Source organism: Methylocystis rosea, assembly GCF_003855495.1.
Taxonomy (GTDB): domain Bacteria; phylum Pseudomonadota; class Alphaproteobacteria; order Rhizobiales; family Beijerinckiaceae; genus Methylocystis; species Methylocystis rosea_A.
On the sequence record NZ_CP034087.1, the window covers coordinates 69,056 to 93,701 of the forward strand.

The following is a 24,646-nucleotide window of genomic DNA, read 5'->3' on the forward strand; positions in this document are numbered from 1 at the left end:
GGTTTCACATGAGCCCGGAGATAGTTGATGAGCCCGATCCATGCCGCCGCCCTTGCTCGATCCGAACAGGCCGAACTTTCCTTTTCCACCGACGACAAGCCTCGCGCCCTGATGATGGCGGCGCAGGCGCTCGTCACCGATCTCGCCAAGGGCCAAGCAATCGACGCCGCGATTTTGCGCGCCGCGATGGAAAGCGCCTTTGGCGCGAGCGATGCGCAAGGCGCTTGGGCGTGGAAGGACGCTTATGAAGCCTGCGAGGCGGCGCAGGTGTTGTTCCTGCGTCGCTATGGCCCCGCGATCATGGCGCGCGCCAACAACGAGCCGTCGCGCGTGCTGGCGATGCTCTCGAAAATCGGCGGTTTGCTGCCGACGCAGACCCGGCGTTCTGAAGAGAGCCAGTCTCTGCAACAATTCTCGACGCCGCTGGAATTCGCCTATGTGGCGAGCCTCGCCGCCGGGATTTTTTCGAACGACGTCGTGCTGGAGCCGTCAAGCGGGACGGGAATGCTGGCGGTCTTCGCCGAGCTCGCGGGAGTGACGCTCGTTCTCAATGAATGGGCCGAGACGCGTGCCGAGATTCTCGGCGCTTTGTTTCCCGCCGCGGCGGTCAGCCGCTTCGACGGCGCGCAGCTTCATGATCGGCTCGACGCCGATCTTCGCCCCACCGTTGTCTTGATGAATCCGCCCTTTTCGTCGTCGCCCCTGATCGAGGGGAGGCACGCGGCGGCGACCTTCGAACATTTGCGCTCGGCTTTGGCGCGGTTGCTGCCAGGTGGCCGTCTCGTCGCCATCACGGGCGAGAGCTTTTCGCCGACCTCGCCGGCCTGGCGCGCCGGCTTCGAGCGCCTGCAACAGAAGGGCCGGCTTATTTTCACCGCGTCGTTATCGCGCGGGTTCTTTGCACGGCACGGCACGAGCGTCGAAAGCCGCCTCACCGTCTTCGACAAGCCGCCTGCCGGAAATTCGAGCGAGTTCCGACAGGGCTTCGGCCCTATCGCCACCCTCGAAGAATTGCTGTCACTCGTTCAGCGCGAGATTCCGCCGCGCATGGCGCTCACCACGGGGGATCGCGCCGGCGACGTTTCCCCTGCCCCGTCGAAACCGGTGGCGTCGAGTGCGTTTCCCCGTTCCTCGCATTTGCGATCGTTCAGCGGTTCGGATCGCGTGTCTTCTCGTTCGTCGAACGTCGCCGGCGTCGGAAGGCCCACGCCCCTCTCGTCGCCGCTCGCCAGCGAGATCGTCGAACTCGCCTATGAGACGAGGGATTGGAAGACGCCGCAAGGCGGGTCACTCAGCGCCGGGCTCTATGAGTCCTACGCCGTGTAATCGATCGTGATCGCTGGCGCCAAGCCGCATCCGACGACGCTGGTGCAGTCCGCCGCCATGGCCTCGGTCGCGCCGCCGAAACCCGGCTATCGTCCTCATCAAACGAAGTCGGTGATCGACTCCGGGCTTCTTTCGGACGCGCAACTGGAGAGCGTCATTTACGCCGGCGAGGCGCATGGCGGACATCTCGCCGGATCGTTTCTCGTGAATGAAAGTTTCGATTGCGTCGACGTCGCGCCCGACGACGCGGAAAAATTCGTTCGTTTTCGCCGCGGCTTTTATCTCGGCGACGGCACCGGCGCCGGCAAGGGACGCCAGGTCGCCGGCGTCCTCCTCGACAATTGGCTGAAAGGACGGCGCAAGGCGCTGTGGATTTCCAAATCCGACAAGCTGGTCGAAGACGCGCAGCGCGACTGGTCGGCGCTGGGCCAGGAAAAACTCCAGATCGTCCCCCTGTCGCGCTTCAAGCAGGGAACGCCGATCCGGCTCCACGAGGGAATTCTGTTCACGACCTATGCGACGCTGCGCTCCGACGAGCGGCAGGGGCGTGACGGAAAGTTGAAAGCCTCGCGTCTCGACCAGATCGTCGAATGGCTCGGCGCGGATTTTGACGGCGTCGTGGTGTTCGACGAAGCGCATGCGCTCGCCAACGCCGTCGGCGGCAAGGGAGAACGCGGCGACCAGGCGGCGTCCCAGCAGGGGAAGGCCGGCCTGCGGCTGCAAAACGCCTTGCCCGATGCGCGCATCCTTTACGTCTCGGCGACAGGCGCCACCACGGTCGCCAATCTCGCCTATGCCGCGCGTCTCGGATTGTGGGGCTCGACTGACATGCCCTTCGCCACCCGCCAGGATTTTGTCGGCGCCATGGAGGCGGGCGGCATCGCGGCGATGGAGGTGCTGGCCCGCGACCTGAAGGCGCTCGGGCTCTATGCGTCCCGCGCTTTGTCCTATGCCGGCGTCGAGGTAGAGATGCTGGAGCATCGGCTCGGGGTTGAACAAATCCGCATCTATGATTCCTACGCCGGCGCCTTCGAGATCATCCACAACAATTTGAACGCGGCATTGGAGGCCGCCAACATCACCGGCGAGGGCGGCAGGGCCTATAATCGCAACGCCAAATCCGCCGCGCGCTCGGCGTTCGAATCCAACAAGCAGCGCTTCTTCAATCACCTCATCACGGCGATGAAGGTCCCGAGCCTGATCGCCTCGATCGAGACGAATTTGGAAAGCGGTCACGCCGCCGTCATCCAAATCGTCTCGACCAGCGAGGCGCTGATGGAGCGCCGCCTTGCGGAAATCCCGACATCCGAATGGGGCGATTTATCGTGCGATTGTTCTCCTCGCGAGTATGTTCTCGACTACCTCGCCCATTCCTTCCCGACGCAGCTTTACGAGGTCTATTCCGACGACAACGGCGATCTGCAATCGCGGCCCGTCGTCGACGACAACGGCCAGCCGGTTCATTCGCGCGAGGCGACGGAGCGGCGCGATCGCCTGATCGAGCATCTCGCGGCGCTGCCCGCCGTGCAGGGCGCGCTCGACCAGATCGTCCAACGTTTTGGCGCCGACATGGTGGCGGAAGTGACCGGCCGCTCGCGGCGCATCGTGCGTAAGACCAATGCCGACGGCTCCGATCGTCTCTGCGTCGAAAATCGTCCCGCCTCCGCCAATATCGGCGAGACGCAAGCCTTCATGGATGACGAGAAGCGCATTCTCGTCTTTTCCGACGCCGGCGGCACCGGGCGCTCCTATCACGCGGACCGGAGCGCGAGGAACCGGCGGCTTCGCGTCCATTATCTGCTGGAGCCGGGGTGGAAGGCGGACAACGCCATTCAGGGGCTCGGGCGCACCAATCGCACCAATCAGGCGCAGCCGCCTTTGTTCCGTCCCGTGGCGACCGACGTGAAGGGCGAGAAGCGTTTCCTATCCACCATCGCCCGGCGGCTCGACACACTCGGCGCCATCACGCGCGGTCAGCGCCAGACCGGCGGGCAAGGGTTGTTCCGGCCCGAAGATAATCTGGAATCGGCCTATGGCCGCATTGCGCTGCGTCAGCTCTACCAGCTGCTCTATTCCGGCAAGGTCGAGGGCTGTTCGCTGACGCGTTTCGTTGAGGCGACGGGTCTCGACCTCACCGACCAGGACGGAACGCTCAAGGAAGAACTCCCGCCGATCACCACATTCCTCAACCGCATCCTGGCTCTGCCGATCGGACTGCAGAACCGGCTGTTCGAGGTTTTCGAAGGGCTGATGGAGGCCTCGATCGAGGGCGCCATTCAGGCCGGCTCGTTCGACATTGGCATCGAAACGGTGACCGCCGAAAGCCTCGTCGTCATCGATCGCCGAACGATCGCTATCCATGAGCGGAGCGGCGCGCAAACCTCGCTGGTCACCATTGCGCGCAAGGACAGAACGCGCGTGACGTCGCTTGAAGTCGCTTTGGAGTTCGCGACGGCGTCCCAAAAATCCCGGTTGATGGTCAACGAGCAATCGGGCCGGGCCGCCGTCAAGCTGCCGGCGTCCGGGTTGATGCAGGATGACGGGACGGTTCAAACGCGGGTGCGGCTGTTGCGGCCGACCCATCGAGAATTGATCGGCGTCGAAGCCTTGGAGCGCTCGCATTGGCGCGAGGCGACGAGCCAGGAGTTCCGGCAAGCATGGGAGGCCGAAGTCGCCGCCCTCCCGGAATTCACCGAGAGCACATTCCATATCGTCACCGGCCTGCTGCTACCCGTCTGGAACCGCCTGCCCGACGAGACCGCGCGCGTCTATCGCCTGCAAACGGACGAAGGGGAGCGGATCATCGGTCGTCTGGCGTCGCCGGCGACGGCCGCCGTTCTCGGCGAGAACCTCGGCGCCGCGACCCCTGCCCTGTCGCCAGACCACGCGATCGCCGCGGTCATGCAGGACGGCGCCAGTCTCATTCTCGCCGATGGGTTGGTTCTGAAGCGCTCGCTCGTGATGAACCGCCAGCGGCTCGAACTGATCGGCTTTTCGGACAGCATGGTGGATCGGCTGAAGGCGCTCGGGCTGTCTTCCGAAATCATCGCTTGGAAGCTGCGGCTGTTCGTGCCGCTCGGCGACAAAGCGGCGGGCGTCATCGCGAAAATCCTCGATCTCTTCCCCCTGCTCCGCGTCGCGCCTGCAACGCGCGCGAACGCTTGAGCGGGGGCGATCATGGAACGTCCCGCCGCGGCGCTGTCGCGCGGTCTCGCCGAACAGGTCGAGGCCGTTTGCAAGCACTACCTTTCGAATGGCTGTCGGTCCGGTAATTACTGGACCGTTGGCGACGTGAACAACCATGCGGGCCGCAGTCTTTATGTGCGGCTCAAAGGCCCGCTCTCCGGCAAGGGCGCGCGCGGCAATTGGGTCGACTCCGCGACCTCCCAATATGGCGATCTGCTCGATCTCATCGCGGCGCGGGAAAATCTTCGGTCGTTTCGAGAAACGCTCAACGAGGCGCGGCGATTCTTGAAACAACCGCGCATCGAGCCGCCAACGCGATCGAATGAACGATTCTCCGATCGCGACACGATCGCTACAGCCCGGAGGATATGGGCGGCGTCACGGCCGATCCAAGGAACGCCGGCCGAAGCCTATCTGCGCGCCCGAAAAATCACCGCTGATCTCGACGTAACGTCGCTGCGCTATCATCCCGCGCTCTTTTACCGCGAGTGCCCGGGCGCTTCCAGTCGCAAGTTGCCGGCGCTCATCGCAGTCGTCACAAATCATCGTGGCGAGATCACTGGCATGCACCGCACCTTTCTCGACCCGACGCGCAACGATAAGGCGTCGGTTCCCACCCCGCGCCGTTCCCTCGGCGCCATTCTTGGCAACGGCGTTCGTTTCGGAATAATCGACGACGTCGTTCTCGTCGGCGAAGGGATCGAGACGGTTCTCTCGCTCAAGAGCGCCCTGCCCTATCTGCCCATCGTCGCCGCGCTTTCCGCTGGCCATCTCGCCGCCTGGGAGTTCCCACCGGGGCTGCGTCGTTTGATCGTTGCTTGCGACAATGATGCAGCCGGATGGAGAGCGGCGCGCCGACTCAGCGAGCGAGCCGAGGTGCTCGGCATCGGGGCGACGACGATCACGTCGCTGCGTTCCGACTTCAACAGCGATCTGCGCGGCATGTCGAGCGAAGGGTTTCAGCGCCGCCTCGCCGCAATGCTCGGGTCCGATCTCCGGACGGGCAACATCGAAAAGAACAAATAGGGTACCATTGCTTCGGCCCGGCCGAGACTGTGGGGCTGGCTTCTCTCTTCTGTCGTCAGCGTCTGCTCTTGGCGAGAGGGCCGCGCGACGGCCTTTGAGAGCAGCGATGTCGCCACAAGCGGCCCGCTTGCCGCAACGCGAGGCGCCGACTTTTTTCCCTGCCCGGCGCGTTTCGCGCCGGGCATTCCTCGCGAGCCAAAAAAGTCGGCGCCTCGCGTCCTGCGCTTCGCTTCGGTCCTTTGGATGCGGCGCGGTCCGCCCGTGGCTTTGGGATCGCTGTCAGGCCGCGATCGGCGCGGCCTCCGCCCAAGAGAAACGCCATGAATGACGAGATCACTTCCCTTCCCTTCGAGTCCGACCTCTCGGATCACGACGCGAGATCATCCTCTTCGCATCTTCTCGACGAACTCGCCCTGCACGGCTATCGCCCCTTCGAGGACGATCCAGATCCGCGTCCCCTGCCCTCTTCCGACGCTGCGGCGCTTGCTCTCGAATCGGTCGTCGAAACCCTGTCGGGCTTGTTGTCCGACACCCGCCTCGAAGCCGATCTTCCCGATCTCCTCTGGTCGATCGTCAATCTCTTTCACCGCAAGGCCGATCGCATCGGCCGCGATCTCGACGACAATGAGGTCGCGCAGCGCCGGACCCAGGCCGAACAGGACGGCTCGGAAATTCGATCGGTCGAACTCGAACGTCTGATCGCGCAAGGGCTCACGTTGGTCGAGCGGCGCAACGCTTTCGAGTTCTTTCGCGATCAGCTATCGGAACTTTATTCGACCGAGACCGGCTCCTCCTGGCGCCCGCGTTCAGGCTCAATGGTCAACCATCGGGCTCTGACCTCGGCGATGATCGACAGCCGCGATTTTCTCAACGCGAAGAAACTCGCCGACACGCAGGTGCTGTTGCCAGCGGGCTCTCGCATCGCATTCGCGGGTGGCCCCGACTGCAACGATCACACCCGCATCTGGGCGACGCTCGACAAGGTTCGAGCCAAGCATCCCGACATGGTTCTGCTCCATGGCGCCGGTCCCAAGGGAGCCGAGCGCATCGCCGCCTGCTGGGCCGACAATCGCAAGGTCGCGCAAGTCGCCTTCAAACCCGATTGGACCCGTCACAAGAACGCCGCTCCTTTCAAGCGCAACGACGTCATGCTCGAGACCCTACCGATCGGCATCATCGTTTTCCCAGGCTCCGGCATCGTCGAGAACCTCGCCGACAAGGCTCGCAAGATGGGAATCCCCGTGTGGCGGTTCGGGAAGGAGGGCGCATGAGCGCCGTCATCTCGGAATTGGGCGCCGTTCGGTTCCGCAGATTGGCTGCACGGTGCCAGATTATCCTTTGCTTGGCGGGAAGCAATTTGGCCTCACCGCCGGCTTGTGCGATTCGCCTTGCTGCGCCTCGATCGAAACTGAACACAGCGCCGCCCGCCGTTCGTCGAATGCGATCATGCCATCGGCAAAGTCGGGCCGCTCGGAAGAGATTACCACCAGATTTCATGCGTCTTGCGAGTACTTTGATCGCCGTCATTGGCGGCCTAAGATGGTTGAAAACGCTTATAAAAAGGTTCTGTCGCAGGGGACGTTGCCCGAAGTCGAAACAGCCTTCGTTAATAGTGCGTTAACCTAAAAACGCTGGACGAAGAAAGAGAATCATGGCCTAACGCTGACTGGCAATGGGCGTCAAAGCGCCCTTAGCCCGTCAGAGAGGACCGACGACGACGACGATCGCTGAACCTTTGCGACACATCCCAAAGAAGGAGGACCCAGCGGAGCGGATTGTGCGGCACGCCGGCGTGCTTTCGAGCCAGATGCAATCCCTACGGGAACGCATGTATCCGCCTCATGCCAAAAAGGGTCTCCGTTACTTCATGACGAACGAGGTCTCGAAGCTTACCTCGATCCCGGAATCCACGCTGAAGGCCATGTCGATCGAAGGTAAGGGCCCGGTCCCGGCGCGTCTTGAGAACAATCATCGAGCCTATACTCTCGCCCAGATCAATGAACTCCGGCGGTTGTTCGCTGATCAGAAGCCATCCGAGGCGTCGCGATTTTTGCCGCGTCGCCGCCCTGGCGAACACCTTCAGATCGTAGCAATCGCGAATTTCAAGGGCGGAAGCGCCAAGACCACCACGAGCCTTCATCTCGCTCACTATCTCGGACTTCATGGTTCTTCCTCACTTCCTGTTGCGGCAGTCACTACGCAGGAAGCAAGCGCGCCCGGAGGAGTTCTGGTCCAGCTCGACCATACATCGTTCGTTTTAGCGCTTTCAAACGATTGATCTGTCCTTCCGTCTGGCCGTTGCTCCAAGGCTCAGTGATCGCATTTCTCACCGCGTCGATGTCTCTTTGCGCCGTGCGCGCGAAACGTTGCATCGCGTACAAGCCTGACTTCTGAGCGTCTTTCAGCCACGAGCCGATTTTACCGACGCTCTTGCTTTTTAGCATGCCCCTAAATCGCATGGCGAGTCGACGCATGGTGGCGAACTCTGGCCAATCCCTTTTCAGCGCATCGACTTTCGCAGCTTGATTGGCGGTCAGCATTCCCCGCGGCTTGATGCACAGCGCCGCAGCCACGATTGGCGATATCGAACGTCCCGTCGCGGGATCGACAGGTCGTGGATTCGGAACAGCCGTCGTGGCCTTCAAATTCACCGTCTTTCTTTTCGGATTGCGCCATTTCGCCAAAAGTCGCTCAGGGTTTGAAAAACTTCCTGTTTAACCGCGCGCTTTGATTTCCTGGAAAAGGCGACGGCCGCGCACGCAACCTTCTGACCAGCGGCGTGATAGATAATCTTCGAAATGTCGCGGCGACGTCGTCTTAGGCGCCGAAGCGCTCCGTTCGGGAAGCGTACTGGCTCGGATCCATTTGGCGATCGTGCGGCGATCGAACCCCGTTTGTCGCACGATCTCACGGACATTTCGGCCCTCCTTCCAAAGCGCGCGAACGTGGTCGAAAACCGCTTGCCTTGAATGTTGGTTCGCGATTCTGGTGAGGCGGCGGTGCTCGGCGCCGCCGTGCTTATCTCTCACGCTGGCGACCTCTTCGCCGTCCGTCGGCAACAAAGGACGCGCGCAAAACCCGGGCGCGCGGCTGAGTTGGACCTGAATGGCCTCGCGCAGATTCTGCACAATGTGGAAACGGTCGGCGATTTGCCGCGCCTGCGGCGCGCCTTGGGCGAACGAACCGCAGCGATCGCGGCTGATGATCTCGACACCAGGATGCTTCTTGAACCAATCTGCTGTCATGCCGGCGGCGCGCTCCGGAAAAAGATCGACCACCTCCCGTTGTTCCAAGTCCACGATGATGGTCCCGTAAGTCGAACCCTTGCGCCATGCCCAATCGTCGACGCCGACGACTCGCGTTTTCCTCTCGGAGCCGCGCGCCTTCACCCGTCGCTTGAGACAGCGCAGGATCGTATCGTCGCTCATCGGCATGCCGATTTGCTTGATTAAACGCTCACCTGGACGCCCGCCCACGCCACGGCCGAAAAGATAAACGACTTCCGTCGCCCGAGCGGTGCGGCGCGCTCGAGGATCCGCGACCTCGGGCGCCTGTGTAGTGAAGGTCTTACGCTTGCAGGCTCCATTTCGACACTGCCAGCGCTGGAGACGGAGCTTCACAGTTGCGGGGGTGCCTTGCGCCGGCAAATCTTGGAGATACCGCTCATGCCAGCCGTGTCGGTGAATCGATCGCTTTCCGCAGTCTGGGCAGGCGCCAGACCCCATGGCCATCGCCGATATCAGCCATTGGCCATCAATCTGTTGCGCGTCTAAAACTCGTACGCCCTCTCCAAGGGACCAAATCGATTTTCTCGGCACGCGGTCAAGCTATGGCCTCGTTCCCAATCGATCAAGGCGCAACAGAAAGTGAGGAAGACCCACAAAAAGTTAGCAGGCCCGTAGCTGCGCCAATATACGGCTGCGATGATTGGCGTCGCCAGGGAGTATGCCGCCGTCAGCCAGACCAGAAAGCCTTCAGGGCTTACCATCGCCGTCCTACCAAGCGCACCGATTTATTCACGTACCCGACTTAAGCTTCTTACAGGCTGCTTTCCACCCTTCCCCGGAGCGCGGGTTTCCGGCCGCAAAGCTCCAGTGATTTTCCGTCGAGGTAATGAGCAGCGATGTCGCCAGAAACGGCTCGCTTCCCGCCGACTTCTTTCGCCTGCCCTACGCTTGCGCCGGGAAAAAGCGGCGGGCTCTGAAATCACCTTGGCGAATGTCGCTTTCGCCCGTGGAACTTAAGTCCCTACGTCTCAGAATTATCAGACGCCGTTGAAGGCCGCTGCTTTACGGCCTTTTGCGCAATCTTCTCGTTCACTTTCTTGAGCTTCTCGGCGGCGCGCGCCTCGGCGACGACAGCGCGATCATAAGCCTTTTTGGCGACAGTGAGCTTCTTTTCGGCCACCTGATGGGCGGCGGTCGCCGTTGCGAGGGGGTTACGGGTCCGCTTCTTTGCCGGCGCTTTGCGCGTGGCTTTTTTAACAGCAGACTTCGCAGTGACTTTCCGAGCGGCTTTCTTCGTGGCGCCTTTGCGCGCGGTCTTCTTCGCAGTCGTTCTTCTTGCCATTGTGCACCCCAGTATTTGCGTGGACGAAATGTTTGCTACAGCATTTTCGCCAAGCAGTCATGTGATTGCTGGCAGAATCCCCCTTGCATTTGGTGCGTTTTCCAGCCGACGCCCGTATCGGCGAGATCGCTGCGAGAGCGCCGACAGCGGCGGCGCCCTATTGGCGGTTGCCGGCCTTTCCTTCCGAGACCCGTCTTCTCGGAATGGCGCTGGGCCAGCGCCGCTCGTTCGTCGAGACTTGCTCTCGTTAGTGTCTGCGCCAAGCAGCGTGCGCATGCCAGAGGGGACCCATCCTTCCCTCGCCGTAAAGCTCAGAGACCGGCGTTTGCATTGCTGATGAGGCCGACGTTGCATTGATTCAGCGCAGCCGTTCGCATTGAGAGCCCAAATTGATACGACCCACGCGAGCGCTAATTGCGGGAGGCAACTGCTCCGGACGCGAACATGCTCTCTCTCCCAAGCTTGGTTTTCGCTGCTAGCGCCTTCGTCGCCCCCTTGGCCGCTTATTCGCCGCCGGGCCTTGCGAGCGTTCCGCCTGTCGAGCTGGCATGCCCGACCTGGGATAGATCGAGTTGCGACGCCGATAGCAGGCCTCGCCTCGTAAGGACCGCGACAAACGCCAAACCAGAGCCTTTAGGTGGCGCAACCGCTGCTATGGCGAGCGACGACGTTCGCGTCGATATTAAGGAATGGCGCACGCCCACGGCTGGCGCGCACCCGCACGATCCGCTTGTGACGAGCGACGGGGCCATCTGGTACACCGGCCAAATGGCCGATCTTCTCGGGCGGCTCGATCCAAAGACCGGGCAGTTCCGGGAATACCGTTTGAAAACGCCCGACTCGGGGCCGCATGGGCTGGTCGCTGACGCGAATGGCGCAATCTGGTTCACAGCAAGCTTCAAGGGGTACATCGGCAAGCTCGACCCCACGACCGGGGACGTTCGCGAATTTAAGCTTCCCGACCCGGCGGCCCGGGATCCTCACACTCCCGTCTTCGACCAGAAGGGGATCCTGTGGTTCACCGTCATCGGCGGGAACATGCTCGGCCGTCTCAATCCTGTGACGGGCGACATCAAACTCATCCCGTCGCCGACAGCCCATTCTCTCCCCTATGGCTTGCTGGTGAACTCCAAAGGGGTTCCCTCCTTCGCCGAGTTCGGCTCAAACAAAATCGCCCGCGTCGATCCGGTGACGTTGAAGATAGAGGAATTCACCCTGCCGAATCTCGACGCGTGCCCGCGGAGGATCGCGGCGGCGAGCGACGACGCCATTTGGTACACGGACTACGCCAGAGGATATCTCGGCCGATTGGACCCGAAGACAGGCGAGGTCTCGGAGTGGCCGTCGCCCGGCGGGCGAGACTCCGGCCCCTACGCCATCGCCGTCGTCGACGACGTCATTTGGTACGTGGAGTCGGCGGCCTCGCCAAATATGCTGACGCGCTTCGATCCTAAAAGCCAGACATTCGAGCGGTGGCCGTTACCCTCGGGCGGGGGCGTGGTCCGCAACATGGCGCCGACGCCTAGCCGCTCTTATTCACGGCGCGTGTGTATTGAGGCTGGCGAGCGTGGCGTAGACCGCTGATAGAGCGTAGGATTCTGGTGTCTAAGCCAACCCTTTGCACACGCCGCGCCAGCCACGCCCGCCATGACAGACGATAATCTCCTGCCGTTCTCGTTTCCAACCGTCGCGCGCAAGAAAGTCACAGCCGATTTCGACGGAGGTCGCCTGACCTCGGACGGCGGCGTCATGTTGCTGTCGATGGCGGAACATCGCCTCGGCGTCGCCGAACGATTGGCGCGCTGCTTTCCCGATCATCGCGATCCCGCGCGGATTACCCACACCCTCGCCGACATGATCCGCGCCCGCATCTTCGCCATTTCGTGCGGCTACGAGGATGCCGACGATCTGGATTTTCTGCGCGCCGATCCAGCCTTCAAGCTCGCTTGCGGGCGGCTGCCCGATACGGGCCGCGATCTTTGTTCGCAACCAACCCTGTCGCGGCTGGAGAATGCGCCTTCGCTGAAGGACGCGATCCGGCTGAGCTATGCGCTCGTCGACCAATGGATGGACTCGTATGAACGCGCGCCCGCGTCCGTCACCCTCGACATCGACGACACTTGCGATGTCGTGCATGGGCATCAGCAGCTCTCGCTGTTCAACGCCCACTACGACGAGCGCTGCTTCTTGCCGATCCATGTCTACGACACCGACAGAAGCCGGCCCGTCGCGGTCGTGCTGCGGCCCGGCAAGACGCCGTCGGGCGTCGAGGTTCGCGCGCTTCTGCGCCGGTTGACGCGGCATATCCGCAAGCGCTGGCCGAAGACGCGCATCCTGTTTCGGGGCGACGGGCATTACGCGCGACCGGAGGCAATGGCGTGGTGCGAGGAACACGGCGTCGGTTACGTCTTCGGCCTTCCCGGCACGAAGCCCTTGTCGAAGAAGGTGGACGAAACGGCGGACGCCGTTCGCACCGAGCGCGCCATCGACGACAAGGATGTGGTGCGCGGTTACGCCGAGACGCGGCACAGGGCCAAATCCTGGGACAGGGAACGGCGCGCCATCGCCCGCATCGAGGCGACGCGGCTCGGCCTCGACATCCGCTTCGTCGTCACCAATCTCGCGGACGGCTCGGCGGAATGGCTTTACGACAGCCTCTATTGCGCGCGCGGTCAGGCCGAGAACCTGATCAAGCTGCACAAATCGCAGCTTGCCTCCGATCGCACATCGTGTCGCTCGCCAATCGCCAATCAGGTGCGCCTCGTCCTGCACACCGGCGCCTATTGGCTGATGCTTACGGTCCGCGACGCCATTCCCACGACGCGCGACCTGGCGAGGGCCGAGTTCGCGACATTGCGCCTGCGCCTGATCAAGATCGCCGCCCGCGTCATCGAGACCGCCAGCCGCGTGCGCCTCGCCTTCGCCGCCGCTTGTCCCGAAGCCGATCTGTTCCGCGGTCTGCCCAACGCGCTCGCGCCGCAGGGGCCGTGAAGGCCGGGGCGTCCGCCGCGTTCATCCGTTCCTTCTCCTCCAGCGCGTTTGCAAAAGTCATGACCTGAACGACGGCGAAAAGGAGCCGAACCATGCTGCACGCCTCGGATCACAGAGCGCCCGAAGCCCGAAAAATCAGAGCCGCGATGAATAAGAGCGGCTAGCGGCGGGCTCGCGCTCGCGTGCAGCGGGGTCAACGCGATTGCGCTCGTTGACATCGCCCGGAGAGCGCAGTGACATGCCAATCACCCTGTCCCAAGGCAGCGAACTGCTGAAGCCGATATATTCCCGACGCGGCTTCCTCCCGGACGCCGATCCCCTCGCTGCGTTCCCTTCGGGCTCGCCCTACGCCGCGCTGGATGAGATCGGGCGCGACCTGCCGAGCCTGCTTTACGACGAAGGCTTTCGGGCGTATGCGCGCGCCCTGCATATTCCGAAGTGGGAAGACCCGATTTCCGCCGAGACGCTGCCGCAGCTTCGTCTCTACTACGTGCGGGTCGGCTTTCTCGCTTCTGCCTATATCAACCAAGTCGGCGAGGAGCCGGCTACGACTCTCCCCCATAACCTTGCCGGACCTCTCGTTGACGTGGCGGGGCTGCTCGGGCGCCCGCCGATCCTGAGCTATGACGGCTATGCGCTGTACAATTGGAAACGCTTCCGCAAGGATGGGCCGATCGCGCTCGGCAACATCGACACCATCCAGAATTTCGTCCACATGTACGACGAGCGCTGGTTCATCCTCGTGCATGTCGAAATCGAGGCGATAGCAGCCGAGATCCTCAGTGCGATCGCCACGATCAAGCGGCGGCTGGCGGGTAACCCGGAAGCGGATCTCAGCGCCGAACTGTGGCGCATTGCAAACGCCGTCAATCGACAGGTCGATGTGCTTAAGCGCATTCCCGAGCACATGGACGCCACGCTGTACTACAGGACCTTCCGGCCTTACATCCGCTTCTTCGAAAACGTGACCTATGAGGGCGTCGACCGCGCCCCCATGCAGTTTCGCGGCGAGACGGGGGCGCAAAGCAGCATCATGCCGACGCTGATCGCCTTCATGAAGATTCCCCACCGCCGCACCGCGCTCACCGATCACCTCGACGATATGCGGAACTACATGCCAACCGAGCATCGGGCGCTGATCGAGGAGGTCGCAGCCATGCTTGACTTTCGGTATGCGACCGTCAAGGAGCCGTACAACGCCATCCTGGACGCGATGGCGGCCTTTCGCCGTGTCCATTACCGCTGGGCCGAAGAATACATCAGTCGCTGGACTGACGATCCGCGAGGAACCGGCGGCACCCCCTATACGGAATGGCTGCAACAGATGCTGGTCGAAACCGAGGCCCACCGCCTTTGAGTTGCAAAGGTAGGGAGACGAAATTCGCGGCGCGCCAGCCACGGAGGCTTGACGTGCCAAGACAAGGGCCGAGGACAAATCCGGCAGCGGGTCTGTCTACAAGCTTAGTGGCCGAGCCTTGAAAAAGCGCAGAGTGTTCATACCTTCGAACCGATTAGCGCTCTAGACCGGCGAGTGCTAATGGGCGGCTACTCGTAACCGTGCCGTGCGATTGCACGCATAGAAAAGAAAGACTTTACAATGGCGTTTCGTCCCCTGCACGACCGGATTGTGGTCAAGCGTCTCGAAGGCGAGGAGAAGACCAAGGGCGGCATCATCATCCCCGACACCGCCAAGGAAAAGCCCCAGGAGGGCAAGGTCGTATCGGTCGGCCCCGGCGCCCGCGACGAGAGCGGCAAGCTTGTTCCGCTCGACGTGAAGGCTGGCGATCGTGTGCTCTTCGGCAAATGGTCCGGCACCGAGGTCAAGATCGACGGCGACGACCTGCTGATCATGAAGGAAAGCGACGTCATGGGCGTCGTCGCCTAAACGCGCGGTCCGCTTTAGACGCTTTCTTATCCATTCCAGGAGTTCACATGGCTGCCAAAGACGTCCGTTTCTCCACCGACGCCCGCGATCGTATTTTGCGTGGCGTCGAAATCCTCAACAACGCCGTCAAAGTCACGCTCGGCCCCAAGGGCCGCAATGTGGTGATCGAAAAATCATACGGCGCGCCGCGCATCACCAAGGACGGCGTCACCGTCGCCAAGGAGATCGAGCTCTCAGACAAGTTCGAAAATCTCGGCGCTCAACTTGTGCGCGAAGTTGCCTCCAAGCAGCACGACGCAGCCGGCGACGGCACGACCACCGCGACCGTAATTGCGGCGGCAATCGCCCGCGAAGGCGCCAAGGCTGTCGCCGCTGGCCTCAATCCGATGGATTTGAAACGCGGCGTCGACCTCGCCGTCGAGGCTATCGTCGCAGATCTCGCGAAGAACTCGCGGAAGGTCACTTCCAACGACGAAATCGCCCAGGTCGGCACCATCTCGGCGAACGGCGACCGCTTCATCGGCGAGGAGATCGCCAAGGCGATGCAGAAGGTCGGAAATGAGGGCGTCATCACGGTCGAGGAGGCCAAGAGCCTCGAGACCGAGACCGACATCGTCGAGGGCATGCAGTTCGATCGCGGCTATCTGTCGCCCTACTTCATCACCAACGCCGAGAAGATGATCGCCGAACTCGACGAAGCCTACATTTTCATCCACGAGAAGAAGCTGTCGACGCTGCAGCCGCTGCTGCCGATCCTCGAAGCGGTCGTCCAGACCGGCAAGCCGCTCCTCATCGTCGCCGAGGACATCGAGGGCGAGGCGCTCGCCACGCTCGTCGTCAACAAGCTGCGCGGCGGTCTGAAGATCGCGGCCGTCAAGGCGCCGGGCTTCGGCGATCGCCGCAAGGCCATGCTCGAAGACATCGCCATCCTCACCAGCGGTCAGATGATCGCCGAGGATCTCGGCATCAAGCTCGAGAACGTGACGCTTCCCATGCTCGGCCGCGCCAAGCGCGTGCGCATCGAGAAGGAGAACACCACGATCATCGACGGCGCCGGCGACAAGAAGGACATCGAGGCCCGCATCTCCCAGATCAAGGGCCAGATCGAGGAGACGACCTCCGACTACGACCGTGAGAAGCTCCAGGAGCGCCTCGCCAAGCTCGCGGGCGGCGTCGCGGTGATCCGCGTCGGCGGCGCGACGGAAGTCGAAGTCAAGGAGAAGAAGGACCGCGTCGACGACGCCCTCAACGCCACCCGCGCGGCGGTTGAAGAAGGCGTGTCTCCCGGCGGCGGCGTCGCCCTGCTGCGCTCCATCGCCGTGCTCGACAGCGTCAAGACGGCCAACTCCGACCAGAAGACCGGCGTCGAGATCGTCCGCAAAGCGATCCAGGCTCCGGCCCGCCAGATCGTCGACAACGCCGGCGGCGACGGCGCGGTCGTGGTCGGCAAGCTGCTTGAATCCAAGGATTACTCATTTGGGTATGACGCTCAAACCGGCGAGTTCGGCGACCTCGTGAAACTCGGCATCATCGACCCGACCAAGGTCGTGCGCACCGCCCTTCAGGATGCGGCTTCAATTGCGGGTCTGATCGTCACAACCGAGGCGACAATCACAGAGCATCCCAAGAAGGAAACCGCGCCGGCCATGCCCGGCGGTGGCATGGGAGGGATGGATTTTTAAGGTTCGCGATACCAGAGGCCTTGGGGTTACTCAGGGCCTTTTATCGAGGATACGCCCGGCCGGCTAGCGGTTGGCGGCTGGGGCGCGCCCCGATGGCGGGGCGTAGCGCCAAAAGCGAGTATCGAGCGAAAACTCCCCTCCCCGCGTCTCGGCGGTCAGCGCACAAAAGCGAGCAGATAGCCGGCGGCGCCCTTGATCTCCGCGCCTCGCCCCATCATCCGGCTTGACCGGCTCCGCGCCATGACTGGAGACTCGCTCTCACATGGACGCCATCCTTCTGCATCGCATAGACGCAGCTAAGAACATGCGCCGTTTCTATCGCCTTGACGTAGCGCCCGACTTATTCGGGCGTTGGTGTCTTGCCGTCGAATGGGGGCGGATCAGCCGCAGCGGACGTCTGCGCCTGACGGCCTATGAGAGCGCGGCCGAAGCTCGGGAGGCTCTTGCGCGGCAGCGGCGCGTCAAGGAGCAACGCGGCTATGTCGCCATATGACAAAGCCTTCATCGACCCAACTCCGAGACATGGCCACAGCTCTTGGTTTCGAACTTTAGCTGTACCGATGGTTTTGTCTTTTGAATATTTACCCTGCTAAAGCCAACCCGCTCAAATGCCGCCAACTGGGCGGCGCGTCGATGCCCGCGCCTCTCGCTCCCAGCCGAATGCAAGCCAACCGCCGAAAGGGTTCAGTTATCGGATAGTATGGCGCTGCCCGAGGGTCGTTAAATGATCGGGTTTGTCCTTGTCGGAACAAATGACTTGGATCGCGCGGCGCTGTTTTACGATGAAATTTGCAGCGCCCTCGGAGCCAAGCGCCTCTACTCGATGACGAATGGGTGCACAGGCGTGATGTATGGAACCGGCGACGGGCCGATGCTCGGCGTTGTTCTGCCGTTTAATGGTGAGCCCGCTCGGCCAGGCAATGGCGTTATGGTCGCGCTTCCCACAGCTTCGATAGAGGAAGTTGAGAGGGTTCACGCGCTTGCAATTTCTCTTGGCGGGTTAGATGAGGGCGCGCCCGGCCCACGAGGCGACGGAACGGCATATTGCGCCTACTTCCGCGATCCTGACGGCAATAAAATTTGCGTCTTTTGCTCGCTGACATAACAATGCAAGTCTGATCGTAACGCCTTGTGCGCCCGTCAGCTGTTGGCGCACACGGTGCCGAGAAAACCGGCTGTCTGAGTTGGCTCGCGCAAAGTGGCCCACCGATTAAGTAATCGGCTTTACGCCTCCATGACATTCAGATGATTCTGAACCTATCTCTTGAGCGTATTGCAGCCATACGGATTTGACGGCCAAAGGCGGACGCATTTGAAGTTTTCACCGGAAAGGAAAGTAGCGTCCCAGCGAGCTTTGGGTTGCAGGGCGCGTAGCGCCCTGCCCTTCACGGCCAAGGCGATCGACGCGGACACCGCCGGCTTCAGATCAGCTCTTTTCCTGAAAGCCTTTCGAGCTCAAGCATTGTGATTTCTGCGCCGTCCCGAGTGAAGACCTTGATGTTCGGCTCATGCTCAGCCTGTAAAGCCTTGGCCCGTTCGAGGCACGCCGTGGCTGTTTCTAGGCGCTCTGTTTTCTCATTGGGGTCTGTCCCATGCTTTATTGCATACGCCATTTCGTCCTCCTTGCGCCAAGCGATAAGGGAGGAAGTTGCGCTTTGGCCTAGCGAGGCAAGCGTTCGAGCTGGCGATTAGCACGTTAATCGCAAAAGAAGATCTGGCGATCGCGATCGACACTCGGGGGCTGGATCGTCCACGCCATGTTTGGAGAGCTAGCCAAATTCCTCCAAAGCTTGAGGAAGAATCCGCCGATCCCGCGGGGGCGCGAAGGGGGCCGCCCACGCGATGAACTTGAACGCAAGAGCAGGCATGGCTGTTACCGAGATCGACGCGAGTTCCGAGAAGCGGGCTCTGCCAGTTACTGTGGTGACCGGCATTCTTGGATCGCGAAAAACGACGCTGCTAAACCGCATCTTGCATGAGATGGGTTGCGCGTGGCCGTGCTGGTGCGCGACTTTGGTCCGATCAATGTCTACGCCGAATCGATCTTCAGCCTCGATGGCGACGTCATCAGCCTCATCACCAAGTTCCGGCTCAACGAACAATTCCATCGCGATCGCCTCGTCGAGGCACGTTTTGGTGATGCGCCGCTTAAAATCTTGGGGCCTACGTAAAGGAGCGGCGGCGACGAAAAGACCACCATGTCGCTGCCGTGGCACGGCAATGCATCATTCCGCTTGGCCGATAGAATGTTGACGGCCGTCAAAGCGGCTGAAACGCGATTTGAACCAATGAAATAACGGTACGCGTCCGTTTTCGTAACCTTCCAAGCGACGCGTCTCTTCCCGTTAATCTTTTGTTAACTCTATAATTCTTGCCAGCACAAACGAATCGGACATAATGGCGCTAAATCCGCCGTCAGAGAGATCTTGGCGCTATTTTCTAATCGGGCAAAAAGCACATGTTGCTTCCGGCATTCGAATTCGATGACAAGATACTCGCTCAAGGCGCGGAGATATCCAGGAAGCTCGATCAGCTTCGCCTGGAAAAGTTTCCTCCAAATGCGAAGAAGACTCTTCGGTATTTTTCGATGGCCGAGGTCGCACATTATCTCGGCGTAAGCCCCAACAATCTAAAACGGCTTCACCTCGAAAAAAAAGGCCCGGAGCCCAGGATTGCTGCTGGCGGTCGCCGGATCTATTCAGCTGAGCAGATGATCGAGCTACGGCAATATCTGGACAAGAATGGTCGATCGGACGCCAAGAAATATGTCCCGCATCGGAAATCCGGCGAGAAGCTGCAGGTTATTGCGATCGTGAATTTCAAAGGTGGGTCCGGCAAAACAACGACCGCCGCACACCTTGCCCAACACCTCGCATTGACGGGGCACCGGACCCTTGCCATCGACCTCGATCCGCAAGCGTCTCTTTCCGCTCTGCACGGGTTCCAGCCAGAAATAGACCGCAACCCTTCACTGTTCGACGCCATTCGTTACGACGACGAAAGGAAGCCAATACGGGAGGTCATTGCGGCCACCAATTTTCCGTATCTGGACATCATCCCCGCTAACCTCGAGCTGCAGGAATACGAATACGCCACGCCGCTTGCGATGCAAGGTTCAGCAGAGGGGAAGAGGTTCTTCGCCCGGCTTGGTAACGTGCTCGCCGATGTCGACGAACTCTACGACGTCGTTATCGTAGATTGCCCACCGCAACTCGGATACCTGACCCTGACAGCGCTCGCGGCAGCTACCTCAGTGCTGATCACCGTCCATCCGCAAATGCTGGACCTGATGTCGATGAGCCAGTTCCTGCTTATGCTCGGCAACATCACGAAGACTATTAAGCAAGTGGGTGCCCATGTCCAAATGGACTGGCTTCGGTATTTGATCACGCGCTACGAGCCAACGGATATTCCGCAGGCCCAGATGCTTGGATTCATGCAGTCTATGTTGGCGGAGGAAATTTTGAAAAGTCCGATGCTTAAGTCAACTGCAATATCCGACGCTGGCCTCACAAAGCAGACATTGTATGAGGTCGAAAGGGCAAACTTTAATCGCGATACCTATGACCGCGCGATCGAGTGCATGGACGCCGTTAATTTCGAAATTCAGGGCCTCATCCATCAAGCATGGGGCCGGCTATGATGTTGACGGCCGTAAAAACTGCAAAAACACATCTTCTTTTCAGACAATTAGATCAAATGAGGAGGATGAACGGTGGCTCGTAAAAACCCATTCGCCAGCCTCATGGCACACGACAGCCCCGAGGAGAAGTCCCCGGCGCTCGATTACACGTTGAAAGGCGCGTCACGTTCGATACTGAGCTCGATTGATGAACTGGCCGCCAGAGCGGACAAACTCATGGAAGGAGAGACGATCGTCGAACTCGATCCAGAGTTCGTCGAAGTTTCCTTCGTAAAAGATCGGCTTGACGGTGACGATCAGGAATTCATGGAACTAGTGGAGGCGATCCGCGATCGGGGACAGGATTCTCCAATCTTAGTGCGTCCGCACCCCGCCAAGACGGGGCGCTACATGATCGTGTTCGGCCACAGACGCGCGCGTGTGGCGAAGCTCCTCGGTCGGAAAGTGCGCGCGGTCGTCAAAGAACTGAAGGATCGCGAACACGTTGTTGCGCAGGGCCAAGAAAACTCCGCGAGAGCAAATCTCTCTTTCATCGAAAAGGCCCTATTTGCGTCAAAACTTTCCCGGCTTCGCTACGACGACGATAACTCGACAGTCCTCGCGGCTCTCTCGATTGACCGGGCGACACTTTCCAAGATGCTTTCCGTGGCGAGTTTGCCAGAGGAAATTCTCGGAGCGATCGGTCCCGCAAAAGGGGTGGGCCGCGATCGATGGTATGAGCTCAAACTTTTACTCGAAAAGCCAGGCAACCATGATGTTGCGCGGAAGGCGATCGAGGAAGGCGGGATATCGGACCTCTCCAGCGACGAGAGGTTCAACGCAATCATGACGTGTCTCAAAAGTGCGAAGCCGACGAGCCGTCCCCGTACGAGTCAAAAGCAGAACTGGGCGTCGGAAGATGGAGCGCTGTCTGCTGAAATGTTAGCCGAAGGCAAGCGCTACACCGTATCGCTTAAGGCAAGAAATTCTGACGCAAGAGCGTTTGGAGAATACCTGTCTGAACATTTGGCCGATCTGTACCGAGCGTTCAAACAGGGGAAATCTGTTACCGAGCGTGGAGATTGAACCGCAAAAGAAAAAGGCCCCCGAAACGTCACCGCCCCGGAAGCCCTTCTCGTATCTAAGCAATCCGAGATTCTCACTTCCGCGAATCGCTGTCAAGAGTCGGCGCCGTTTCGGCGAGCAGATTTCTTTTGCCTGAACGAGGCAATGGATCATGCGCACACATCCAACGACGCCCTTCGGGCGGCGATCGCTGTCGCTCGCCATGGTGGCGAGTCAGGCGGCGACAAAGGAATTCGCGTCGCGCCCGGACGCGCCAGAGACAGTCGTCCATAAATGGCGGCTGTTTCGGGCGCTGACAGAGGCAAAAGCTCCGCTTGGCGTCACCGACCGCGCGCTGTCGGTGTTGCACGCGTTGTTGAGCTTCCATCAAGAGACGGCGCTGACGCTGCCTGAAAAGGACGTCAAGGCCCCCGAAAACGATGCGACCGACGGGATCATCGTCTTTCCGTCGAACAAGGAGCTGTCGATCCGCGCCCACGGCATGGCGCCGGCGACGTTACGCCGGCATATCGCCATGCTGATCGACGCCGGGCTGATCATTCGACGGGACTCACCCAACGGAAAACGCTTCGCGCGAAGAGGGCGGGGGGGCGAGGTCGAAGACGCCTTCGGCTTCGACCTGACGCCGCTCATCGCGCGCGCCAGCGAGATCGAAAACCTCGCCGAAGAGGTCAGGGCCGAGAATCGCGCGATGGCGCTGCTCCGCGAGAAAGTCACGCTGACGCGGCGCGACATTGTGAAGATGATCGCGACTGGAATGGAGGAGGGCGTTTCGGGCGACTGGGAAGGCTTTCACCTGCATTATGCGACGCTATCCAGCCGCTATGCGCGCAATATTTTGCGCGCCGATCTGGAGGCCTTGGCGGACGAACTTGCCGCGCTCGCCGCGGAAATCCGTAAGCTGCTCGAAACTCACGTGAAAGCCCATAATAAGAGCGCCAATGAGTCCCAAAGTGAGCGCCACATACAGAATCAAAAAACAAATATTTCTGATCTTGAACCTAGCCTTCGAAAAGGCAGGGCCGAACCGTCCGGGCTCCACGACCAAGGGGCAGGGGCTCCATCAGCGCCCCTGCCCGAAGTTTTAGGGGGGGCGACGCCAGAACGAAATCCAAAAGTCGCGCCGCCGCGGACCTATCCGCTCGGCATGGTGCTGGAGGCCTGTCCCGATATCCTCGATTTCGCCAGTGATGGGATTTCCTCTTGGCGCGATCTCGCGGCGACCGCCGCGTTGGTTCGACCGGCGCTTGGCGTCTCGCCCGACGCCTGGGCGCAGGCTTTGCAAGTCCTAGGCGAGCACGACGCCTCGATTGTGATCGCCGCGATCCTGCAGCGCGGCGATCAGATCAAATGCGCGGGCGGCTATTTGCGTGTTTTGACCGCAAAAGCCGGGGCAGGGGAGTTCTCGCTCGGTCCCGTGCTGATGGCGCTTTTGCGCGGAAAGGCGGCAAAGGCCGCGCGCGAGCGCAAGAGGGCGGGATGATGTCGCGTGGAATTTCAGCGGCCCTCGGCGAGCCTTCGGTTCAATGCGTTTCGGCGCCGAGCAATCCAAGTTTCTCCGCGCGGTCGAGCAGGCTTTTGACCGAGGAAGGGGCCCAGTGGGTTCCGCCGCGCGGCGTGCGCTCGTACATCGCCTCGAGCTGTGCGCCGATTTGCGCCAGCGTGAGCTCCGGATTGGCGCGTTTGACGCCGGCGACCAGCGTTGTGAGCCGTTCGCTGCTGACCTTGCGACCGGCGGGTTGGAGGACGGTTGGATCGACCAGGCCCTCGGTGACGAAGCGTTTGACGGCGCGCTTCAAGCGCTCGACGCCCCAGTGGGGCAGGGGAGCGTCATTGAAGCGATCACGCTTGGCGTTGAGAACGCGCACGACGTCCTGCCAGCGATGATCGGGGCGCATTTGCTTGACGATCGGCAACCAGTGTTCGGCGGTTCGGTTGACGCGCTCGAAATAGCTCGCAGCTTTCGTGTCGACGATGCGTTGGATGGCTTCGCGGTCACCGGCGCGCAGTTTGGGATTGCCGCCGACCCGGCCGCATTTCTTGGCGGCGCGCAAGCCATCCTTAGTGCGTTCTTGGATCAGTGCTCGCTCCAACTCCGCCACGGCGCCGAGCACCTGCAGAGCGAAACGCCCTTGCGGAGTCGTCGTGTCGATCGGATCGGCGAGCGATTTGAAATGCGCCCCCTTGGCGTCGAGCTCGGCGATCACCGAAAGGAGATGCGACAAGGAGCGCGCCAACCGGTCGAGTCTCGCCACCACCAGCACGTCGCCGCGGCGCACCCGAGCCAAGGCCTTGGCCAGCTCCGGCCTCGTCGCCTTGGCGCCCGACATATGCTCGCGAAAAATCTCGCCGCAGCCGGCGGCCTTCAGCACATCGACCTGGGCGTCAGTCGCCTGGTCATCGGTTGAAACGCGCGCGTAGCCGATCAGAGGCATGGGTCAGCAGATCGCCTTCCGGAAGACCGACAGGGAACTTTCTTCACCGCGCAACCCAGCTGGGAGGCAGTTCATCGCCGGGATCTGGCTCGCGATCTGGAACATGCCGCAGGATCTCCGACAGACCGGAGCCGGTCGCATTGCCCGCACGGCGCTTGAGGAACTCGGCCGTCGTCTCGACGACGCCGATTTTTTGGGCCACGGCTGTCGCAATCCACTGGTTCAGTGACACGCCGTCCTGCTTGGCCAGCCTGGCTGCTTCCTTCTTGAGGGAAGCCGGCAATTTTAGGGGATACGTCGCCTTGCTCATTTTCTGATCCTTTCCAGCGACGCGCGGGGCGTCAGTACTGGAATCCCGAATTTCGGGATGGCTTGTTGGAAATCACGCACGTTGTGAGTCACGATGCAGTCGGCCCTCCCATTCAACGCGACCTCCAACACCATTTCGTCGCCTGGGTCCGAAAGTTGCGGTCGCCACCTGAAATGTGGTTCGACTGCCTCGCAGAGCGCCGCCAGCTCTTTCAGGGCCCTCGCGACCGCATTCACGTCGAGTCCGTGAACCTCTCGCTGTTGCGGCCTCTGGAGAACGTCCTCGTATTCGAGAAACAAGGCCGTCGAGACGAGGGGAACGAGACGTCGCTCGGCGACAAGCCCCAAAATTACGAAACTCGCGCCGCGCGAGCTGCGAAACGCCGAGGCGATGACGGAGGTGTCGAGAACAACCCGTTTCATGGCCTGATATAATACATCCTATGGGATGTGTCATCCGCCAAAATTCCAGAATCGTATGTCATCACAAAACGGTCGTTTTATAGCGCACCATACTGACTGCTTGCGG

General features: G+C 61.2%; 18 protein-coding genes and 3 pseudogenes. 15 read left to right on the forward strand and 6 right to left on the reverse strand.

Features of this window, described 5'->3' with window-relative positions; translation table 11 throughout:
- Positions 1-27 precede the first annotated feature (27 nt).
- The 4 genes and pseudogenes from EHO51_RS18185 to EHO51_RS18205 all read left to right on the forward strand — a co-directional run.
- A pseudogene (locus EHO51_RS18185) lies at positions 28-4,491 on the forward strand (strawberry notch-like NTP hydrolase domain-containing protein).
- Positions 4,492-4,503: 12 nt separating this feature from the next.
- Entirely contained in the window at positions 4,504-5,538 is a 1,035-nt protein-coding gene (locus EHO51_RS18190; protein ID WP_245435027.1) for a DUF7146 domain-containing protein, read from the forward strand.
- A 320-nt stretch (positions 5,539-5,858) separates the two neighbouring features.
- On the forward strand, positions 5,859-6,809 hold the full coding sequence (locus tag EHO51_RS18200; RefSeq protein ID WP_124740283.1) for a DUF2493 domain-containing protein: 951 nt from the start codon (positions 5,859-5,861) through the stop codon (positions 6,807-6,809).
- A 401-nt stretch (positions 6,810-7,210) separates the two neighbouring features.
- Positions 7,211-7,712: pseudogene (locus EHO51_RS18205) on the forward strand (plasmid partitioning protein RepA); the annotation flags it as partial.
- A gap of 21 nt (positions 7,713-7,733) precedes the next feature.
- Here EHO51_RS18205 and EHO51_RS18210 read toward each other — a convergent pair.
- Both EHO51_RS18210 and EHO51_RS18215 read right to left on the reverse strand, forming a co-directional pair.
- Positions 7,734-9,356: pseudogene (locus tag EHO51_RS18210) on the reverse strand (ISL3 family transposase).
- Between the two features lie 430 nt (positions 9,357-9,786).
- A complete protein-coding gene (locus EHO51_RS18215; RefSeq protein WP_124740285.1) occupies positions 9,787-10,107 on the reverse strand; it encodes a hypothetical protein in 321 nt (106 codons plus the stop codon).
- A gap of 654 nt (positions 10,108-10,761) precedes the next feature.
- On the opposite strand from EHO51_RS18215, the gene EHO51_RS18220 reads away from it, so the two are divergent.
- The 7 genes from EHO51_RS18220 (at position 10,762) to EHO51_RS18250 (ending at position 17,770) form a co-directional block, all read left to right on the forward strand.
- Positions 10,762-11,691, forward strand: coding sequence for a Vgb family protein (locus tag EHO51_RS18220; RefSeq protein WP_124740286.1), 930 nt, complete (start codon positions 10,762-10,764; stop codon positions 11,689-11,691).
- A 63-nt stretch (positions 11,692-11,754) separates the two neighbouring features.
- Positions 11,755-13,098, forward strand: a complete 1,344-nt coding sequence (locus EHO51_RS18225; RefSeq protein WP_124740287.1) for an IS1380 family transposase — start codon at positions 11,755-11,757, stop codon at positions 13,096-13,098.
- Between the two features lie 238 nt (positions 13,099-13,336).
- Complete coding sequence (locus EHO51_RS18230; RefSeq protein WP_124740288.1) at positions 13,337-14,455, forward strand: hypothetical protein; 1,119 nt, start codon at positions 13,337-13,339, stop codon at positions 14,453-14,455.
- A 240-nt stretch (positions 14,456-14,695) separates the two neighbouring features.
- Positions 14,696-14,983 (forward strand): co-chaperone GroES, encoded by a 288-nt coding sequence (groES, locus tag EHO51_RS18235; protein WP_124740289.1) that lies wholly within the window; start codon positions 14,696-14,698, stop codon positions 14,981-14,983.
- Positions 14,984-15,030: 47 nt separating this feature from the next.
- The gene (groL, locus tag EHO51_RS18240; RefSeq protein ID WP_124740290.1) at positions 15,031-16,665 is read left to right on the forward strand and encodes a chaperonin GroEL; all 1,635 of its coding nucleotides are present in this window, start codon (positions 15,031-15,033) and stop codon (positions 16,663-16,665) included.
- 262 nt (positions 16,666-16,927) lie between these two features.
- Positions 16,928-17,158: a WGR domain-containing protein gene (locus EHO51_RS18245; RefSeq protein WP_124740291.1), complete on the forward strand. Its 231-nt coding sequence runs from the start codon at positions 16,928-16,930 to the stop codon at positions 17,156-17,158.
- A gap of 264 nt (positions 17,159-17,422) precedes the next feature.
- Positions 17,423-17,770 carry a VOC family protein gene (locus tag EHO51_RS18250; RefSeq protein ID WP_348629952.1) on the forward strand — a complete coding sequence of 116 codons (348 nt, stop codon included), beginning with the start codon at positions 17,423-17,425 and terminating at the stop codon, positions 17,768-17,770.
- 316 nt (positions 17,771-18,086) lie between these two features.
- On the opposite strand, the gene EHO51_RS18255 is transcribed toward EHO51_RS18250, so the two are convergent.
- Complete coding sequence (locus tag EHO51_RS18255) at positions 18,087-18,278, reverse strand: hypothetical protein (protein WP_124740293.1); 192 nt, start codon at positions 18,276-18,278, stop codon at positions 18,087-18,089.
- 378 nt (positions 18,279-18,656) lie between these two features.
- Here EHO51_RS18255 and EHO51_RS18260 point away from each other — a divergent pair, with 378 nt between their 5' ends.
- From EHO51_RS18260 to repC, 4 genes are all read left to right on the forward strand, one after another.
- A complete protein-coding gene (locus tag EHO51_RS18260; protein WP_124740294.1) occupies positions 18,657-18,836 on the forward strand; it encodes a hypothetical protein in 180 nt (59 codons plus the stop codon).
- A 287-nt stretch (positions 18,837-19,123) separates the two neighbouring features.
- A complete protein-coding gene (repA, locus tag EHO51_RS18265; protein ID WP_036279687.1) occupies positions 19,124-20,308 on the forward strand; it encodes a plasmid partitioning protein RepA in 1,185 nt (394 codons plus the stop codon).
- A 72-nt stretch (positions 20,309-20,380) separates the two neighbouring features.
- Positions 20,381-21,373 carry a plasmid partitioning protein RepB gene (gene repB / locus EHO51_RS18270; RefSeq protein WP_124740295.1) on the forward strand — a complete coding sequence of 331 codons (993 nt, stop codon included), beginning with the start codon at positions 20,381-20,383 and terminating at the stop codon, positions 21,371-21,373.
- Between the two features lie 151 nt (positions 21,374-21,524).
- Positions 21,525-22,856 carry a plasmid replication protein RepC gene (gene repC / locus EHO51_RS18275; protein WP_124740296.1) on the forward strand — a complete coding sequence of 444 codons (1,332 nt, stop codon included), beginning with the start codon at positions 21,525-21,527 and terminating at the stop codon, positions 22,854-22,856.
- Between the two features lie 40 nt (positions 22,857-22,896).
- Here the strand turns inward: repC and EHO51_RS18280 are convergent, their stop codons facing one another.
- Genes EHO51_RS18280 through EHO51_RS18290 form a run of 3 tightly spaced genes read right to left on the reverse strand, consistent with a single transcriptional unit; the run spans position 22,897 to position 24,540 of the window.
- Positions 22,897-23,808: a recombinase family protein gene (locus EHO51_RS18280; RefSeq protein ID WP_124740297.1), complete on the reverse strand. Its 912-nt coding sequence runs from the start codon at positions 23,806-23,808 to the stop codon at positions 22,897-22,899.
- A 43-nt stretch (positions 23,809-23,851) separates the two neighbouring features.
- A complete protein-coding gene (locus EHO51_RS18285) occupies positions 23,852-24,118 on the reverse strand; it encodes a toxin-antitoxin system HicB family antitoxin (RefSeq protein ID WP_124740298.1) in 267 nt (88 codons plus the stop codon).
- Entirely contained in the window at positions 24,115-24,540 is a 426-nt protein-coding gene (locus EHO51_RS18290; protein ID WP_124740299.1) for a putative toxin-antitoxin system toxin component, PIN family, read from the reverse strand. The genes EHO51_RS18285 and EHO51_RS18290 overlap by 4 nt, the downstream gene beginning before the upstream one ends.
- Positions 24,541-24,646 lie beyond the last annotated feature (106 nt).